The organism is Salmonella sp. 32020114201800008SM (assembly GCF_017572025.1).
GTDB classification, from domain to species: Bacteria; Pseudomonadota; Gammaproteobacteria; order Enterobacterales; family Enterobacteriaceae; genus Salmonella; species Salmonella enterica.
Window position 1 is genome coordinate 43027 of record NZ_JAGEQM010000007.1, and the last position, 17091, is coordinate 60117.

Here is a 17091-nt window from a genome sequence, read left to right on the forward strand (position 1 = left end):
CGCAATAATGATACATCATTATTCAATATTGAGAACCAATTATTCGATTTCAAGACCATCAATCTTTACTTCAAGCTCCATGCTGGTCGTAAATCCATTATCCGGGCTGACAGAATGCGTCAGGGTGGTAATGGTCCATTCTGCATCATCAATCGGCTGCTTAAATCCCGTCACCTTCACCGGCATTTCCGTATAGAGATCAGCCCGCCCCTCAGCGAGCTGCAGGGAAAATGAAGCAACCCCGCGCTGCAGACGTTCCCACTGCATTTTTGCTGCGCGCTCTGCATTGCTCCGGTTGGCGTAGGTACGATTAAGAACCAACACGTTTTCATCCGTTCCCACCAGATAATCTCCCTGTTTTGCTTCCGGCTCTTTGGGTGTGGTGGTTTTCTTTCGGCGACGCTTAACACGGGTTGTCTCTTTTTTCCTGGGTTCACGCGTATGCAACCAGCTGGCAATAACACCGGTATAGGCACCACGATCAGCAAGGGTGAACCGATGACCGTCACCGGCTTTGCGCGTGATGGTGATAACCGGCAGCTGCTTGCCGCTTGCCGTTCTTCCCTGTCCCTGCCGGATAAACAGCAGGTTCCCGTCTTTAACGGAAGCAATCGCCCCATACTGTCTCGCCAGTTTCATCAGAAAACTTGCATCGCTTTCATTGGTCTGGTCCATATGATCCAGCGCCTTATCCGTCAGGTCTTTACCCAGCGCCACTTTGAGGTTATGCCGGGCGGCGATTTCCTTTACCACCTCCCCCACCGTTGTCTGATGCCATGATTTTTCGCGCCGTGTATTGAGGGTTTCACGGAAATCTGCGCTACGCGCCCTGATGGTCAGCCGGTCAGGGGCACCGCTGTGTTCAATTTCATCTACGGTAAAAGCCCCTTTAGGGAAAAGCGGCTGGCCTTTCCAGCCCAGCGCCAGCTGAATCACAGCCCCACGTCGCGGCAGGGCGATCAGCCCGTCGGCGTCGTCCAGCTCCAGATCAAGCTGGTCCGCTTCAAAGCCCCGGTTATCCGTCAGTGTCAGACTCATCAGGCGGGTATCCATCACCGTCGTCACGTCTTTGCCTTCGATGGTGATACTGAAAGCCGGGCTTTTGCTGTTCAGATTCAGGAGATCAGAATTAACGTTCACTGCAGCAATCCTCCAACCGTGTTTTTGATACCTCCAATCGCAGAGGCTGCAGAATCCTGCAGGTTGCTGAGCTGGTCACTCAGACTCCCGAACATGTCAGAGAGCGACTCATCAACCCGTTTGAGGGTGATCGTAAACTCAATGCGCCTGGGCATTCCGCTGGCAAAAAACTCCGTCTTTGTCTGGCTCAGACTCTCAATAACAAACATGCCGTAAATGGTTCCACTGCCTTCAATCAAAGGCCATGCCTTGCCCAGTTCAGCCATTTGTTCAAGCGCCAGTAATGACAGTCTGCCGCCGGTCACTTCCGGCAGCAGAACCCCGGACAGTGTCAGTGAATCGTTATCCGGGCCAAGAAACTGCGTTGACGGACGGCGGTTTACCCGGCTGTTGGCGGCGTGTCGCCAGCTGCGCTGATACTGCAGTTCCTGATAAGGGACAGTGCGCAGCATAAATACATATAAACCCAGTACCATCATCATGATTCATACCCCCCCTGATCGCTGAAATTGCTGCGTGCTTTTGCCCTGGCCCGACGCTCCCGTTCGTCAAGCTGGCGTGCCACTTCACGGGCAATATCCTGCGCGTTCTGCCCAGGCTGAGCGACAATATGAATGGGCGCATTTATCTCATAACGAATAACCGGCGGCGGGCTATCTGCCTTAGCAAGCGGGGGCTGGTATGCCCTCGCAGGCAAACTGAACGGATGAAGCGGAGCCGCTTCTGCAGGTGTCGCAGCTACCCCCATCACGCCAGCAACAACAGAGGCCAGCGCAGCAGTACGCCGCCTGCTGGTAACATTTGCCGGTCCGTTCACAATTTCAGGGCCATTTTCTCCGACAATGCCAAACTGCCCGCGTGGAATGATCCCGCCCGTGTCGTACATCCCCGCGTAAGCCGGGAACCCGCCTGGCGGCAGCACCACTTTGCCGTCACTGTTCACTGTGGCGGACTGCTGCTGCGTAACCTGCGCAGGTAGTTTCGCCTTTGCCGCCTCCTTACTAACAATACCGAGCTTTTCCAGCAGCCATGACACACCGGATTTAAGTGACTCAAGTGGGTGCATCACCATATTCAGACCTTCCGCCAGCGCCTCACCAAACCGACGCCCCATTGCAGCTGCGCTGTTCAGTTCTTCGGCAGTGGATTTAACCGGGGTAAGTAAATCATTGAACCAGCCCCACAAGGCCTGCACCCTGTCACCAATCCACTGAAACACGGGTCTGAGCGGCTCAAAGGCGGCGCTGATGGGCGCAGCAGCGGATCTGAACCCTTCCACCACGCCCCCCAGAAATGCACTAATGGGCTGCCAGTATTTCCAGATAACCAGCGCCACGCCTGCCAGTGCAGCCACAACCAGCCCTACAGGACTGAGCAGCGCACCCAGCAGGCTACCAACAGCAAATAATGCCACGCGCAGCAAAGCCAGCGGACCAGAGATCAACAGACGCAGCACGCTACCTGTACGTGTGGCAGCGGCGGCTGCAGAAGGTAACGCTTTAACTGACAGCATGGACAGGCCAAACCGGATAACCGCCAGCGGTCCCAGCACAGCAGCCACCGCCACTGCCAGCGCCCCCAACCCAACAGTAATGGCTGCCGTAGCTGCCGCCACTTTCATCAGCGTGCCAGCCAGCACGGGATTCTGCTCAACCCAGCGATGCAACGCCCCGGTCACGCGCTTAACCATGCCCATAATATCCATCAGCGGCTGGCGCAGCGTTTCCCCCAGGCTGCTGAAAGCGTTCTGCGCGCCCGTCTTAACCAGCAACCACTGCGCAGACAATGAATCCTTGTTAATGTCGGATTCTTTCTGCATGGAGCCATTAGCACCACTACCTGATGTGAGTTTCAGCTGGCGCTGCAGCTCCGGCAGGTTGTTAGCCAGCTTTGCCGCATCATCGCCAAACTCTTTGCCAAAAATCATTGTCATGGCTGACAGGCGTTTATCCTGCGGCAGATTGTTGACCTTCTCCAGAACCCGCTGAATTGTGCCCATGGCATCGGTGGTCATCTGCTTTTCAATCTCCGCTGGATTGAGTTGCAACAGATTCATGCCTTCAAAAAATCGTTTACTTTGCATGGTGGCAATGGACAGTTCACGCACCATGGCATTAGAGGCGCTGGCGGCGATTTCCGGGGCAGCCCCAAGAGAAAGGAATGTTGAACCCAGCGCCGCGGCCTTTCGGAAGTCAAGGCGGTCAGCCACGCCCCCCATACGCTGCAGGACGTTGATAATGTCCCTACCCTTTGACATGGCGTTATCGTCCAGGTAGTTCAGCGCATCGCCCAGTTGTTCAATATTGCGCGTCGGAACTTTATAGAGCTGCGCGATTTTCCCCAGCCCTTCTGCCAGTTCATCTGCGGGCAGCTCAAAGGCCGTTGCCGCTTTTGCCGCCGTGGATGCAAAAGCCAGCAGGTCACGTTTCTGCTCTTCGTAAGGATCGTCCTGATTGGTCACCCCCATGCGAGCACCACCTTCAACCAGCGCGGCATAGTCTATAGCGCCGTTCTCCATCGGTAGCTGTTCGCTGGCGGCCTTGATAGCATCCTGCATGTCATAAAACTGTTTTGTGCGGTTGCCATTATCGTCCCGCAGCCCGTTTACCTGCTTTGCCACACCTTTCATGGCATCTTCCATGCTGGCGTAGCTCTTAACTGCCGCCACAACAGGTGCGCCCATTGCCACCCCCGCAGCCGTAGTGGTAGCCCCTGCCCCGGCGATGCGATCCCGCACCTCAAGACGGCGCGAATACTGATCGCGGACGGCGTTCATTCGCGCTTGCTGTTCGCCCAAGCTTTTAAGGGATTTCTGCTGCCGGTCCAGGGCCTGCCGGGTTTCGTCGGCATTCTGCCGCAGTTCCCGCTGCGCACTACTGAGCTTTTTCGTGTCCAGCCCGGCTTCATTGAGCGCAAGACGCTGGCGCTGCACCGACTGACGTAGACCGTTATATTTGCTCTGTAACTCCGTAACGCGGTTTTTTGCCTGCTCAAGCAACCGTGCCTGCGCCGCCGTCGGGCGGTTGGTGGCAGAGAATTGCGTGGCAAGTTTTGCAGCTTCTTCGCGTGCGGCTTTCAGGCTGTTACCGGTGACTGCCAGCTGCGCGCTGGCCTTGCGGAAACCGTCAATGCGGCCCGCCTTAGCATCTAATTCTTTTAAACGGGCGCGGCTTTGCTGAATCGCTGTAGCCAGCTCTTTTGAGCTGGCCTGCGCGGATCGAAATGGGCGGGTGAGCTTGTCAACCGCATTAAGAATCACCTGCAGACGCAGGTTATTGTCACTCATCGCTGGCCCCGCTTCGCTGAATTGCCTTATGCCGCCACGCCAGCACCTCAGTCAGCGGCATAACGTCAGTGATGGATGGCGACCAGTGAAAGATGGTGGCGATGTCCGCCACAAGATCATCAATCGTCAGGCTGTCGGTAAACCGGCAAGCACCGACTTCTTCAACAAAAAAGTCACCACCTCTACCGACAGCGCGGTGAGATCGGCGGGGTCCAGCTCTGCCATTTCCTGCGCGGTCAGCGTCGGGGTGGAGATTCGTGGGATCACAGTCATCATTGCGCCCACGTCCATATCCATAATGGCCTGCAGACGGGTGCCACGCAGTGCGCCGGACTGAGGCTTGCGCAGCACAATTTCGGTAATTTCAGCTTTACCGCGCATGATGGGAGTATCCAGTTTTACGGTCTTTTCAGTCAGCTTGTCGCTCATGTTCGTATCCTGTTAATGAAATACTGGCGCGGCTGCCCGCGCCGTTAAGGTTAATCAGAGGCCGAGGGCATTACGGTGTGCTTCCATCAGGTCCACGCCGCCAACGATTTCTACCATGTTGACCAGATCGACCTCATAGAGCACCTCACCATTAATGGTCAGCTTCGCGTAGCTGTTGGTACTGCTGACTTTGGTGCTGCTGCTCTCGCCGGTTTTCCACTCGCCGGAATCCACTTCTTTATGGCGCCCGCGCACAACCAGCTCAACGGCCTGCACTTCGCCGGTATCGTCACGCTGAATGGAACCGGTGAAACGCAGCTGGATGCCGTCAACGGTTGCCTTGCCCATCTGCTTGAATAACAGCAGCTCGGTACCGCCGATTGAAAATTCCGTGTCCAGTGCACCGTCATCCAACCCCATGTCCACATCCACTGCGCCCGGCATACCGCCGCCGCGATACTTCTCAAACTTGCGGGTAAATTTCGGCAGGGTCAGAGACTCAACGATCCCCTGCCAGTTGTTCCCGTCGTTGAACAGGTTCAGGTGTTTTAACTTGCGTGGTAAAGCCATGATTCCCCCTTATGCAGCGACACGGCTGGCAAAATCGACCAGGTAACGATCGGTGATGCGCTGGCGCAGCATCAGGTTTTCAAGCGGAGGCACCGGCGTGTAGTCATAATCGATGGTCAGTTTCCCGGCTTTAAGGGTGTCTTTATCGTTAACAGACTCATCCAGCCAGCAGTCACCACCAATCAGGTATCCCTGGTTGACCAGACTGCGCATCTTGGCGCGTAGTCCTTCAATAATGTCGCGGGCCAGCGACGGATTAAGCACGCCATCCACCGCCCACATGTGCGCCTCCGCCATAGTGTCAGCCAGCACCTGCGCCGTGCGGGTGTAGTTCTCAAAGGCAAACAGCGGATCGTCACTGAGACAACGGGAACCCCAGAAGCGGAAGCCGTCTTTGCGGATCAATGTGGTGACGTCATTTTTGTTCAGCAGTCCCGCATCGGTTGCCGGGTCCTGCAGATCCCAGAACACATCAGCGGAAATGCCGGTGACACCGTTCACACCCACATTGGACAGGGTTTTATGCCAGCCGATCTGCTCGTCGATTTTGGCACGCAGGCCGAGCGCACGGGCGGAGGCGTAAGCCGTCGCGTCTGCTTTCAGCACGGTGTCAAAGTTGATGAAGTCAGGCCAGATCAGCATTCCCTCGCGCTGACTGAAATTCTCGCGATAGGCAATAGCTTCCTCCACCGTTTTGCAGCCATTAGCAGCAAGGTAGGCAAACCCGCGCAAGCTTTGCGCCACGCCCAGCAGTTCAGTAGCAACGGCCTGAGTGTCATGTCCTGGCACCCCAAGAATGCGCGGCTTGACACCGAGCTGCGACTGCGCCGACAGTAGCGCTTTCATGCCCGTTTTCTTACCGTCGGAAGTTACGCCGCCGATAATATTGGAGGTGGTTTCCGCTTCGGTTTCGCCCTGCGCCACACGCACAACGACAGTCACGGGTTTTGCCTGATCTGCAATCGCGTCCAGCTAGCGGGCCAGCGTGCCGGACTCCCCCGCTTTACCGCTGGCGGTGAGCACATCAGTCAGCAGGACCGGCTTATTGAGGGGGAACACGGATGCATCAGCATCATCGCCGGTGCAGACCATGCCCACGATGGCAGTGCTCACCGTGGTAATAGGTCGGGTGCCCTCGTTGATTTCAACAACGCGCACCCCGTGGTGGTAATCCTGAGCCATAAGGCAGTCTCTCCGGTTGACAGGGATACCTTATGTTCTGGTTGCCAGGCGTGCGGCGCACGTATTTCACGATGTGTCAGTGCTGGTACAATATCGCCACTTTCAACGCGACTGATTTACAGGGAATTTCTTGTAAAGAGTGGAAATGCTAACATCAAAAAGCAATCCAACACGATGACGAGTTTCACCGGCGGCAAGCAACCGTCCGGCCTGCTCCCATTGCTCCGGAGTGAGCTTTGGACGCCTGCCACCGACTCGCCCTTGCGCCCTCGCAGCGGCAAGTCCGGCGCGGGTTCTTTCCACAATTAATTCTCTCTCCATTTCAGCGAGTGCGCCCATCACATGAAAGAAAAAACGCCCCATCGGCGTGCTGGTATCAATAGCATCCGTCAGGCTGCGAAAATTAATGCCCCGTTCGCGCAGCTCCTCTACCAGAACGACCAGATGACGCATACTGCGCCCCAGACGATCGAGCTTCCATACAACCAGCGTGTCCCCTTCTGATAACGTCCTGAGTAATTTTTTTAACCCTGGTCTTTCTGCTTTGGTCCCGCTTATTTTGTCTTCAAAAATCAGTTCACATCCTGCGCAATTCAGCGCGTTTCGCTGTAAATCGGTGTTCTGGTCATTTGTTGACACCCGTACATAGCCAATTTGCACAACAGGCCCCCTCGCAAAAGGCTGGGATCATGCCATTTACGACCGTTTTCTGCATTTTCATAAACCTCGGTTTGGGAGAAACAGCAAAGCAAGCTGCTGGTGCAGTCCAGAAAACCGGCGATGAGATGAACGGGAAGTTAACCCTGCCACAGACATCTTCCTTCGGCGTGAATACTAATAACACACTGGGCGGTAGTTCCATCGCTATCGGTGATAACGATACCGGGCTCAAAGGGAACGGCGACGGTAATCTGGCATTTATGGCTAACAACGTGCTGGCAGGATATTTTAATGAAAATGAATTGCAGCACAGTAAAAAGATGCTGACTAAAAATTTTCAGGCTCTTGTTGATAATAACTGGCCGGAGGGGGCGGGGGGATTTTCTGGTCAGTTAAGCAGTGAAGCACCGTTTAGTGTACCAATGGTTCACCGTCAGAATAATGATAATAATTTTTTCCCGCTTCTGAAAGGAAAGGTCTCACTGGAGTCTGGCTATCCTGTAGCCGCCTCTTTCGGAATATTAACTAGTGGGAATACTAATTTCCCACAAATTGCAATTCACGCGAAAACAGACTTTGATGTTAACGATAAAATATGGGTATTTGATGTTGCAACCGGAGAATTTCGCGCGCCGGGCAGGATTACAGCTACAGAAATTTTATTGAGCGGTAAAAGCCGTGTTGGTCCTGATGGTAATTTATATGGTGATGTGTGGGGTGGCTGGCTGAATGACTTCCTTATTAATAATTACAACCGTAAAAATACTGCCAGCCTCGGTGATTATGGCTGGGTTCGTGACGAAAGCACCGGGTTTATAATGCAATGGGGGACACTTGGTAGCTCAAACGGAACCTACAATTTCCCGCGAGAGTTTCCGACATCCTGCTTTGCTGTATTTGTCACCAACACTAATCAGCAGGGAGGTTCAGTGGATAATGCGTTTGGATACCCGGTGAGTAAAAGCCAGTTTTTTGCCGCGACTAAAGCATCAACAGACGGAAATGTCGTAAATGGCTATCCTGTAGCCTGGTTTGCGATCGGGAGATAAGTATCAATGAGCGATTATTATTACAGCTTTAAAGAGAAAGGTTTTTTCTACAAGCCGGATACCGAATCGGGAGATTGCCCGACTGATCTAATTCCTCTGACTGATGAACATTACCATGAACTTATGCAGGGTCAGGTGGACGGAAAATATATTGAGCACAGGAAAGGAGGCCCAGTACTGGTTGAACATCGCGAATATACACATGAAGAGTTGATTGCACAGGCTGAAGCCAAAAAGGCAGAACTTCTTGCTGAAGCTGAGTCAGTTATTGCGCCACTGGCGCGGGCGGTAAAATTGAACATTGCTACAGATGAGGAAATAAAGCGGCTGGAGGCATGGGAACTCTACAGTGTACTGGTTAATCGGGTGGATACCTCAAATCCTGACTGGCCGGATAAGCCAGCCAGTCAGTAGTCGTTATTGTGGTAATTCAGGCCACCTGATTGTAGTAAAGGTGGCCGCGTCTTTCACGCCGCTCAAATCCAGCGTTTTAAGCGCCCTGATATACGCCATCCATTTAGTCAGGCTGTCCTTATCGTCGTCACCGATTTCACCCAACGCCAGTTCGGTTCGCCAGTCAGCAATGGCGCTGTTAGCGGCATCCAGTAGTTTCTGTCGGGTGGTTTCGGCCTTAGCCTGATAATCCACCGGAACGGGTAAAACCTTACCATCTCTGTACAACCATGAGCCATCACCACGACAATCATCAGGGCAGTCAGCAGCGTCTATTTCCGCAACAGACATATTAACCGGCCACAACATTGATACAGCATATGTGTTGCTACGTTGTGGGACTGGCTTATTAACAACACCCCAGATAACCCCTTCAGGAGCGTACATAATTTTTGCAGTATCATCAGAAAATAATGACTGACATTCATACCAGTCCTGCCCGTCTTCCGACTCCAGAAAATATGCACCTATATTTATTTCGGCCTGAGTTTTACCCCTGTTTACAGGCGCGTCAATCAGTCTGAAATTTTTAATATCCTGATATTTTTTCATTATACCGTTCCCCCTTGTACGGTATACCACTGATTCCCGACTCGTTTTTGCAAAGGCGCATAATTAATACCATCAATATTTTCGCCTTGTGCATCTTTCCAGACAGAAGTAACTACATATCCGGGAGTGTTAGGCCAGGAACCTGCATTGTTCCAGGTAGTCACTGATGTGCCAGCCCCTAACTGAACATCTGCGACGAAATTATTATTAATCCACAGACTCAGCCAGTTATTCCCCCAGACAGAACCAAAGATGTCGCCGTTATTCTGATAGATGGCCCCGCCTGCACGAAGCGTGTTAGCGGTGATATCGCCATTAACCGTAAAGACAATCGAACCATCAGGATTTCGCTGGCTGTATAAATGCCATCCCTGATCGTCGTCCAGTTCAATAACTGTTGGCCTGTTTGCATCGCCCCATAAATTAAACGTGGCTGTCATTGTCGAATTATTATTGCTCGTCAGTGACAGTTTTTTTTCTTTGCCTGCGCGAATAGCTCCCAGAACCATCATTTCACCGGGAGCGACACGAACGGTGTGCTGGCTATTCGCAAACGTATCCAGTATCCCGTCACCATTCTGTTTAAAGCCGGTATCGTTATCACCGATAGCGATGGAACTACCGCCCAGTGTGTTATTAGTATTCACGCCGAAGGAAGATGTCTGTGGCAGGGTTAACTTCCCGCTCATCTCATCGCCAGTTTTCTGGACTGCGCCCGCAGCTTGCTTTGCTGTTTCGCCTAAACCGAGGTATGTGAGAAGGCCGGCGATATCTTTTCCGCTTAAATTCGTCAGTGTATTGTCCAGCGGTTGCTTTCCAGCCAGAGCGTTTATCATCGTCGTGGCAAAGTTCGGGTCATTCCCCAGAGCCGCTGCCAGCTCGTTCAGCGTATCCAGTGCTGCAGGCGCAGAACCCACCATTGCCGCAATAGACGATGCCACAAATTCCGTGTTCGCAATCTGTTTAGTGCTGTTACCCGCCGCTGGCGTCGGTACCTTTGGAATCCCTGTGAGTGTCGGGCTGTCCTTCTGCGCATACTGTGAATGCGGGTCCGGCGCAGCAAGATGCTTTGCCATCAGGTCGTCTACATATACCTTCAGCTCCAGCGCCTTATCATCCACATATTTACGGGTTGCCAGCACTACTGCAGGGTCAATTTTCATGGTGATATTATCGGTGCTGCTGGTAATCAGTACCATGCGCACGGTCTGCGTACGTCCGCTCCCTTCTGTCAGCTGCGGCTTGTAGCTCTCAGGGCAGTTACCCACAGCGATCAGCGCACCGGTTTCATCAAACAGGCCAACTTCACGAATCCACCACCCGCCCTCAGTTTCCGGGATTACCTGCTCAGCAATAATCTGGCTGTTGTTCTGCGGGTCGATATACAACATATTCAGCGCTGCGCGGCGCCTCTCAGCAACTAACGCGGTCTGTTGTGCGCTGGGTGTGGGCAGCACACCGCCACCGTCTCCCACCGCCATATGGGTAATTTTCAGCGGGACACCGAGCGCGGCGGCGCTTGCCAGTTTCGCCGCGCCGATCTCCGTCAGCAGGGTATAAAATTTTGCGCTCATGGATTCACTCTCATTGTGTCAATAACATGGACTGCCCCGCCTTCATATGCGGTGCCGCCGGAAACAATCGTTTCATTGATATACGGATATACCGTGATTTCTTCGCCAAGGTAGCTGGCTGCGCCAACCCAGTAAGGGCCGCTGGTCTGCATATTAATGGACATACCTGTCATGTGGCGGCTGCATGGTTTGGCATCGCTTATCAGGCGCTCAAGTTCCAGATAGGTATCTTCAGTGATGCCCTGGTCCTGCACACCAATGTCCAGACGAAACGTGCCCGGTGTTTCTCCGGTCTGCCACCACTCAATAATGCGGATCAGGAAGCCGAACGGCTCCACCACCCGCCGTACGGCACTGGTGGTTCCTTTGTGCTGATGAATATAAAAAGCATCCTTCACTACCTGGCGTTTGACGCTTTCTGTCCAGCCCTCGTCCCAGCGATCCACAGAGAACGCCCAGGCGAGATAAGGCAGGAAACTGACCGGACAGGTTGCCGGATTCCACAAGTCACGCAGTGACACCTGCAGATCAGAAATCCCGCTACAGGTTTGCGCCAGTCGGCGCTCCAGTGGCGTTGAACCCGGTGGCAGCAGACTATTCATCCGTTCCCCCGTTGGTCACGCTCCACTGCGTACATGATGCCGCCTGCGTTTTGTTCAGGACCACGTCCGCCTGCGGGGAAGCCAGTTCCACACGCTGAACACCCTCAACATGCAGCGCGGCAAAAATGGCGCTACGGCGAATATCCCGACCAAGCCGCGTCTGACTGGCAATGTACCTCTGCAGGCTGGCTTTTGCCGCTGCCATTACCGGCTCTGCTTCCGGTCCCGGATAGAGAAAAATGGTGGCTTCCACGCGGTACGGGATGATTTCCGCGCTGCGAACCGTCAGACGGTCAGCCACCGGGCGGACATTCTCACTGTTCAGTGCTTTCTCCACCACATCCAGCAGGTCTTTTTCTGCTGTTCCGTCGCCTTCGCGGCTAAGGACTGTCAGCACCACCTCTGCAGGTGCCGGACTGGTTGCACTGGCATCCGCCACCCGACCGTCGGCGCTTCGGGCATGAAATTCATAAGCGGCAGTTGGTCCCGCAACTGAAAGCCCCTCAAAGGCTGCAGGCACACGCAGGCGTAACGCTTCATCGCTTTCCATCACTGCTGCAACGGGCGGCACAGCGTTATTATCAGCAGGCGTCACCGTCAGGCGTTTCACGTTGTAGTTGGCAGCGATCTGGTCAAGATCGCCGCCCATCGCGTAAGCAACCATTACCGCCTGCGCGGCTTCGTTAATGCGCTGGCGCAGAAGCAACTCACGGTAAGCGTTCTCCTGCAACAATTTGGTGACGGGTTCAGATTCCAGTTCCAGCGTGCGGATCACTGCTTCCTGCTCATCTTTCGGATGAAGCGCCACAAATTCTGCCTTGCGTTCGGCAAGCAGCGTCTCAAAGTCCGGCACATCCACAATCTGCGGTGCAGGCAACTGCGAAAGGTCAATCACTGCCATTCTCTGCTCCTGTTGATACTGAAAGGGACACAGGCACACCGTTATTCCGCCGCCCGGTCAGCTCTACCACCATTGAACCGTCAAAATTGCTGTTAATAGTGATGGAATCCAGCGTCAGCCGTGGCTCCCAGCGACTCAGTGCCACATACACAGCCGACATAACCTGCAGGCGTAACGCCGGATTTTGTGGCTGATCTATCAGTGCCGACAGCAGGGAACCATATTCCCGACGGGCAATGCGGCTACCCTGCGGCGTCAGCAGAATGTCCCGCACCGACTGGCGCAGATGGTCAATATCAGTAATGGCTTTACCGCTGGTATTGTTCATCCCGCTATAAAGCGTCATACCGGGCCTCCGGTTGTGTCGCCGCCTTTCAGGACGCCAGTATGCTGATGCGCATCAACCACGATCCCGTTAGAACTCATCGCTCCGCCGCCCTGGGTAACGCCACCATTGATCACCACTTCGCTGTTAATGCGCGTGCGGTCAGCCTCCAGTACAAACTCATTGGTTTTCAGGGTGATGTTGTCAGCGGCCTCAATGACCATTGATTTGATGCCCCTGACATACCAGCGCCCGGTGGCGGGTTCGTATTCAAACCAGCCACCGTCAGGATGTTCTGTCACGCATGCGTCCGCCGACGTCGACGGTGGTGCGAACTGATTCGAATACACAGCGGGCAGCGCAAAGGCGGTCTCCAGATTGCCGCCCAGACTCAGCAGCACCACCTGCTCACCTTCCGATGGTCGCCACCATGTGCGGGCATTCCCGGCACGCAGCGTCAGCCAGCTGATCCAGTTGGTTTCAAGCTCGCCCGTTTTCACCCGGCAAAGCCAGTTTTCCCGGTCCACTTCGGTGACTACCCCAGTGCGGATCAGATTGGTGATAAGGCGCATGATTTCGGTTAATTGTGCGTTCATAATTTGATAATGAAAGAACGCATCAAAGATATAAATAATATTGAATTGTAGGGACTATGATACAAATCTTACAACTAAGCACTCATAGCTCTTTTAAAGTCGCCAGCATACAACTCTAAAGCCTCCTTCAGGTATTTGTTTTCGTTTTCCAACCATGTATGAATATAATTAAGAGCGAGATCACTAGGTTGAGAATTACAAATACCTTTTGCTTGCTTTAGCAAATAGATACCGTTTGACAATGCCAACTCGACTGTTACTCGCTCTCCCCACCGAGTTAAAACCTTGTATATATAACTTTCACCATTGATAACTTTTTCTTTATATGAAGCCAAGCAGTGCTTCATTTCCTTACCCTCTTTAATCAACTTGTTTATTGAGTTGATATACTCTATTCCGTCAATAACCTGTATGCTTGGCTCATCCAAGAAAATATCCTTTTCAAGATAGGTCATCGAATTTCTCAACCGTAATGACCACTTATCATGAAGGTTTTTCACATCTTCCCTACTATTACAATTCATAACCATTGTCTTGGCAGATTTTATACCTATGTTTTCGCCTATTCGTATACTATCCCGTACCAACTTTTCAAGAGATATCATTCCGTATTTATAATCTTGAAGAGTATCTTTTTTTTCTTCGCACAAACTTTCCAATAAATTAGCACCACAAAAAATTGGATAACTATATGCTAAATAAAGCTCCTGTATAGATATATTCTTTTTATGCTTATACGCTTCAATAATAGCATCACTACTTAAACAACGTGATAGCCAGAGAAACTCATCCTTTCTTCCATTCAGCAATGAAGTCTTCTTAAGTATATTTACTATCTTTTCCTCAGCAGCAGTACCAGCCAAAATAGAAATTAATCGTTTTCTTTTTATTCTTGCCAAATACTCAACAGTATGAAAATTAACACCGTAATAATTATCTAAAACAATTCCCCACGCTAAATTAGGACAATCGATAAAAAGTTCATTTAAGAATTTACTAGAGATAACTGAGTTATAAAGCTCTAATTGCGCATCATAGTATCTCCTTAATAAATCAATATGTAAATTTTTTGTATCCCCTATCAACGTCAGGAGATGATCAACAATTTTCTCACTTGTTTCACTTGCATCAAAAAGTGGTATACCAAAATCAATCTCACCTGATTGCACGTTATTTTCATGGATAATATTTGATAAGACCAATCCATCTTGGATATACACAATTATAGCCATATGGACTGAGGATGAAAAAGATATAACCATTTTATTTTTTAATGGATAAACCTTCATCTCTTACTTCCTCAAGATAATGAATCTTTTTTTCTAGCTCCAACATCAATGCATTTAATTTAACTTGCTGATTAGATGAAAACGCTGCAGAAAAGTTCTCTTTAGTAACCTCTAACTCCAACAACCGAGTCTTAGCCATAACAATGGTTAACTCATTAAAATTATCAACAGCCTCTCTTCCTTTTTTAGCTAGCTCTCCAATCTCTAGCTCCACAAATCCTAATTTAGCTTTTGCCGTATTACTTTCAATAAATCTACTAAACAACATATTTATAGGACGATATAAAATACATAGACCAAAGATGAAAGCAAACGGCCATGTGGAAATAGTTTGTAAAATCTGAATAAACTGTTGCATATTGTCACACAGATGTACTAATTTTGAGCGAAATACTCTACTAATAATTTTTCTAAGTCAATGATTAATTGTTCATTAACTCCCAACAACTTTCTACATGGATACTTAATAGACATATTAATTCGTTGAATACGTTCTCGCAGGCCGTAGTGATGAACACGGGCAATACGCTGCACCTTGCCAGCAAACTGCACGCTGGCAGAATCGGCGCTGGCGGCAGTTTTCAGGTATTTTGTGGTGCGCAGCTTTGCAAACATCTGGCGTTTGATGCGGCCTTTTTTACTGCGTGCTGTTGCCCGTCGCGGCTCATAACTGCTGCCATCTGGATTGCGCTGCATCCTGATATTCTGCTGCTGTGTCCGGCGCAGTTCCTGCGCCAGCTGGCGCATCATGCGGCTTCTTGCGGCAGGCTCCAGATTCGCCAGCAAGGCACTCAGCCAGTCGTCCACCTTCTGCAATTCAGCCACGTTTCACCGTCCACATTTCTTCAGGTTCATCGGGTTCCGCTATAGCTTCAACGCTCGACACACTGCCGTCAGTGTTGACCACCACACGCTCTGTCAGCTGCAGGTTAAGGCTGATATCACAGACATCGTTGCGCAGAATATCCACCTCAAAGGTGAATAGCTTTTCCCGTAATGCCGGATTATTGATGGCATCAGGTTGGTTATCACGCAGCCACAGCAAAACCGGGGCCATCAGCAGATTCTGGTCGCCGCTGAAATCCTCTATCACCACGTTCAGGGTGTAACGATACTCCCATGACATGGAGCTGGCCCCGGTGGCAACCAGCGAACCATTATCTACAAACAGATGCAGTTTGTCCGGGTTATTACGGACATAAGGCACTGCTTTATTGAGGGCGTGGCGCAGGGATTGTGGTTTGTTCACTGTTTCGCTCCTGACACGCAATAATCATGTCCACTTTGTCTGCACAGACCGCCCAGGCGGCCTCCGTTTCATCCAGCAATGCGTTCAGATCACCGTTAGTGCGCGGCGCGGCCTGATCCAGCCGACACGGCGTCACTCGCGGACAACCACTGACGGTAAGCTGCACCTCCGGTGAATACCGGACGTTTTCGCAGCCGGATAATGTCAGCAGGCAAAGGAGTATCAGCCCAGCGGCGTAAATCCTCGTTCTCACGTTTCAGTTCCTCAATCCGGTGTTGTCGTTGTCTCAGCAGTGCGCTGGTTTGTTCAGCTTCGGCGTAGAGCCGCGCCTGCTCCCGGTTGTTGGTTTCAGCCAGAATGGACAGACCGATCAGCTGGCTGTTTTTCTTCGTCAGTTCCTGCGCTTTACTTTTCAGCGCCGCGCGCTGCGTTTCGATGGTGTGGCTGGCGCTGTTAAGCCGCCACGACTGCCAGCCCAGCGCAACGAGTGCCAGCGCCACCACTACTGCCAGCGCACGCGTCATAGTCCAGCTCCTTTAAGGCACCAGGCCATCTCCCGCGCACGGCGGTTATCCAGCCCCTGATTAAAAACACCTTTCACATAAACCCAGCGCGGCAACTGTCGGCACGCATCCGCCCAGCGCCGCTGATTGAGCAATTTCACCAGCGTGGAACTGCAGGCATTGCCCGTACCCACGTTGAAGGCAAACGACACCGCAGCGTCATACACCTTCTGCGGCGGCTGTTGCTTCATACACCTTTCCAGCGCCCGCTCCACACGCAGCACGTTGGAGATCAGCCCTTCTGCTGCCTGTCGCTCCGTAATGGTTTTGCCGGGAATGACGCCTGACGTATTACCAATGCCGTCGGTCCAGACACCCGCGCTGCACTGATACGGCTGCAGACGACAGCCTTCGTAATCGGCGATCAGTTTCAGTCCCTCCACGGAGGTGTGAAGCTGCTGAAAACCCGGCAGCGTGGCAGCAATAGCCAGCACAGCCCCGACAAGGCAGCGTTTAACGATTGATGGATTCATAGTCCTCCCGCGAGATCTGCCCGTCGCGCAGAAGCTGGTAGGCTTTGTGTTTGTAGTACCAGTTGATAGCCAGCATCAGCACACCGATCATCAGGCCGCCCAGCGTTGAGGCATCCTTGATGGACAAATCGCCCAGCCAGGCCAGCACAACGGCGATGCAATACGTGATAAAGGCGCTGATTCGCTCAAGCGTCATAA

Annotated in this window: 23 protein-coding genes and 1 pseudogene; 2 read left to right on the forward strand and 22 right to left on the reverse strand. The window is 52.1% G+C overall.

Features of this window, described 5'->3' with window-relative positions:
• Positions 1-39: 39 nt before the first annotated feature.
• The 8 genes and pseudogenes from J4613_RS18020 to fin form a co-directional block, all read right to left on the reverse strand.
• Positions 40-1140 (reverse strand): phage late control D family protein, encoded by a 1101-nt coding sequence (locus tag J4613_RS18020; RefSeq protein WP_079849161.1) that lies wholly within the window; start codon positions 1138-1140, stop codon positions 40-42.
• A complete protein-coding gene (locus tag J4613_RS18025; protein ID WP_000980409.1) occupies positions 1137-1622 on the reverse strand; it encodes a phage tail protein in 486 nt (161 codons plus the stop codon). The genes J4613_RS18020 and J4613_RS18025 overlap by 4 nt, the downstream gene beginning before the upstream one ends.
• Positions 1619-4426: a phage tail tape measure protein gene (locus J4613_RS18030; RefSeq protein WP_208293663.1), complete on the reverse strand. Its 2808-nt coding sequence runs from the start codon at positions 4424-4426 to the stop codon at positions 1619-1621. Before J4613_RS18030 ends, J4613_RS18025 begins: the two co-directional genes overlap by 4 nt.
• The gene (locus J4613_RS18035) at positions 4419-4538 is read right to left on the reverse strand and encodes a GpE family phage tail protein (RefSeq protein WP_000763316.1); all 120 of its coding nucleotides are present in this window, start codon (positions 4536-4538) and stop codon (positions 4419-4421) included. The genes J4613_RS18030 and J4613_RS18035 overlap by 8 nt, the downstream gene beginning before the upstream one ends.
• 14 nt (positions 4539-4552) lie before the next feature.
• The gene (locus tag J4613_RS18040; protein ID WP_001280962.1) at positions 4553-4855 is read right to left on the reverse strand and encodes a phage tail assembly protein; all 303 of its coding nucleotides are present in this window, start codon (positions 4853-4855) and stop codon (positions 4553-4555) included.
• Between the two features lie 54 nt (positions 4856-4909).
• On the reverse strand, positions 4910-5425 hold the full coding sequence (locus tag J4613_RS18045) for a phage major tail tube protein (protein ID WP_001207652.1): 516 nt from the start codon (positions 5423-5425) through the stop codon (positions 4910-4912).
• A 9-nt stretch (positions 5426-5434) separates the two neighbouring features.
• Positions 5435-6607 (reverse strand): annotated as a pseudogene (locus J4613_RS18050) (phage tail sheath protein).
• Positions 6608-6709: 102 nt separating this feature from the next.
• The gene (gene fin / locus J4613_RS18055; protein ID WP_001165555.1) at positions 6710-7267 is read right to left on the reverse strand and encodes a serine-type DNA invertase Fin; all 558 of its coding nucleotides are present in this window, start codon (positions 7265-7267) and stop codon (positions 6710-6712) included.
• Here fin and J4613_RS18060 point away from each other — a divergent pair.
• Both J4613_RS18060 and J4613_RS18065 read left to right on the forward strand, forming a co-directional pair.
• Complete coding sequence (locus tag J4613_RS18060; protein WP_080215056.1) at positions 7237-8316, forward strand: hypothetical protein; 1080 nt, start codon at positions 7237-7239, stop codon at positions 8314-8316. The genes fin and J4613_RS18060 overlap by 31 nt on opposite strands.
• Before the next feature lie 6 nt (positions 8317-8322).
• On the forward strand, positions 8323-8730 hold the full coding sequence (locus J4613_RS18065) for a tail fiber assembly protein (RefSeq protein WP_058144964.1): 408 nt from the start codon (positions 8323-8325) through the stop codon (positions 8728-8730).
• A gap of 3 nt (positions 8731-8733) precedes the next feature.
• Here the strand turns inward: J4613_RS18065 and J4613_RS18070 are convergent, their stop codons facing one another.
• The 14 genes from J4613_RS18070 to J4613_RS18130 form a co-directional block, all read right to left on the reverse strand.
• Positions 8734-9351 (reverse strand): tail fiber assembly protein, encoded by a 618-nt coding sequence (locus tag J4613_RS18070; protein WP_079849174.1) that lies wholly within the window; start codon positions 9349-9351, stop codon positions 8734-8736.
• Complete coding sequence (locus J4613_RS18075; protein ID WP_058144962.1) at positions 9321-10895, reverse strand: phage tail protein; 1575 nt, start codon at positions 10893-10895, stop codon at positions 9321-9323. The genes J4613_RS18070 and J4613_RS18075 overlap by 31 nt, the downstream gene beginning before the upstream one ends.
• On the reverse strand, positions 10892-11497 hold the full coding sequence (locus J4613_RS18080) for a phage tail protein I (protein ID WP_079849039.1): 606 nt from the start codon (positions 11495-11497) through the stop codon (positions 10892-10894). The genes J4613_RS18075 and J4613_RS18080 overlap by 4 nt, the downstream gene beginning before the upstream one ends.
• On the reverse strand, positions 11490-12398 hold the full coding sequence (locus J4613_RS18085) for a baseplate assembly protein (protein ID WP_079849040.1): 909 nt from the start codon (positions 12396-12398) through the stop codon (positions 11490-11492). The genes J4613_RS18080 and J4613_RS18085 overlap by 8 nt, the downstream gene beginning before the upstream one ends.
• On the reverse strand, positions 12385-12744 hold the full coding sequence (locus J4613_RS18090; RefSeq protein ID WP_000177580.1) for a GPW/gp25 family protein: 360 nt from the start codon (positions 12742-12744) through the stop codon (positions 12385-12387). Before J4613_RS18090 ends, J4613_RS18085 begins: the two co-directional genes overlap by 14 nt.
• Positions 12741-13319: a phage baseplate assembly protein V gene (locus J4613_RS18095; RefSeq protein WP_000993772.1), complete on the reverse strand. Its 579-nt coding sequence runs from the start codon at positions 13317-13319 to the stop codon at positions 12741-12743. The genes J4613_RS18090 and J4613_RS18095 overlap by 4 nt, the downstream gene beginning before the upstream one ends.
• A gap of 74 nt (positions 13320-13393) precedes the next feature.
• The gene (locus J4613_RS18100; protein WP_208293664.1) at positions 13394-14608 is read right to left on the reverse strand and encodes a PcfJ domain-containing protein; all 1215 of its coding nucleotides are present in this window, start codon (positions 14606-14608) and stop codon (positions 13394-13396) included.
• The gene (locus J4613_RS18105) at positions 14583-14966 is read right to left on the reverse strand and encodes a hypothetical protein (protein ID WP_001183830.1); all 384 of its coding nucleotides are present in this window, start codon (positions 14964-14966) and stop codon (positions 14583-14585) included. The genes J4613_RS18100 and J4613_RS18105 overlap by 26 nt, the downstream gene beginning before the upstream one ends.
• A 17-nt stretch (positions 14967-14983) precedes the next feature.
• Positions 14984-15433 carry a phage virion morphogenesis protein gene (locus J4613_RS18110; protein WP_000829112.1) on the reverse strand — a complete coding sequence of 150 codons (450 nt, stop codon included), beginning with the start codon at positions 15431-15433 and terminating at the stop codon, positions 14984-14986.
• Entirely contained in the window at positions 15426-15857 is a 432-nt protein-coding gene (locus tag J4613_RS18115) for a phage tail protein (RefSeq protein ID WP_001039948.1), read from the reverse strand. Before J4613_RS18115 ends, J4613_RS18110 begins: the two co-directional genes overlap by 8 nt.
• A complete protein-coding gene (lysC, locus tag J4613_RS22740) occupies positions 15820-16068 on the reverse strand; it encodes an Rz1-like lysis system protein LysC (RefSeq protein ID WP_214672207.1) in 249 nt (82 codons plus the stop codon). The genes J4613_RS18115 and lysC overlap by 38 nt, the downstream gene beginning before the upstream one ends.
• Complete coding sequence (gene lysB, locus J4613_RS18120) at positions 15953-16381, reverse strand: Rz-like lysis system protein LysB (RefSeq protein WP_000196201.1); 429 nt, start codon at positions 16379-16381, stop codon at positions 15953-15955. Before lysB ends, lysC begins: the two co-directional genes overlap by 116 nt.
• On the reverse strand, positions 16378-16893 hold the full coding sequence (locus J4613_RS18125) for a lysozyme (RefSeq protein WP_010835371.1): 516 nt from the start codon (positions 16891-16893) through the stop codon (positions 16378-16380). Before J4613_RS18125 ends, lysB begins: the two co-directional genes overlap by 4 nt.
• Positions 16874-17089, reverse strand: a complete 216-nt coding sequence (locus tag J4613_RS18130) for an HP1 family phage holin (RefSeq protein WP_000171568.1) — start codon at positions 17087-17089, stop codon at positions 16874-16876. Before J4613_RS18130 ends, J4613_RS18125 begins: the two co-directional genes overlap by 20 nt.
• Between the last annotated feature and the right edge of the window lie 2 nt (positions 17090-17091).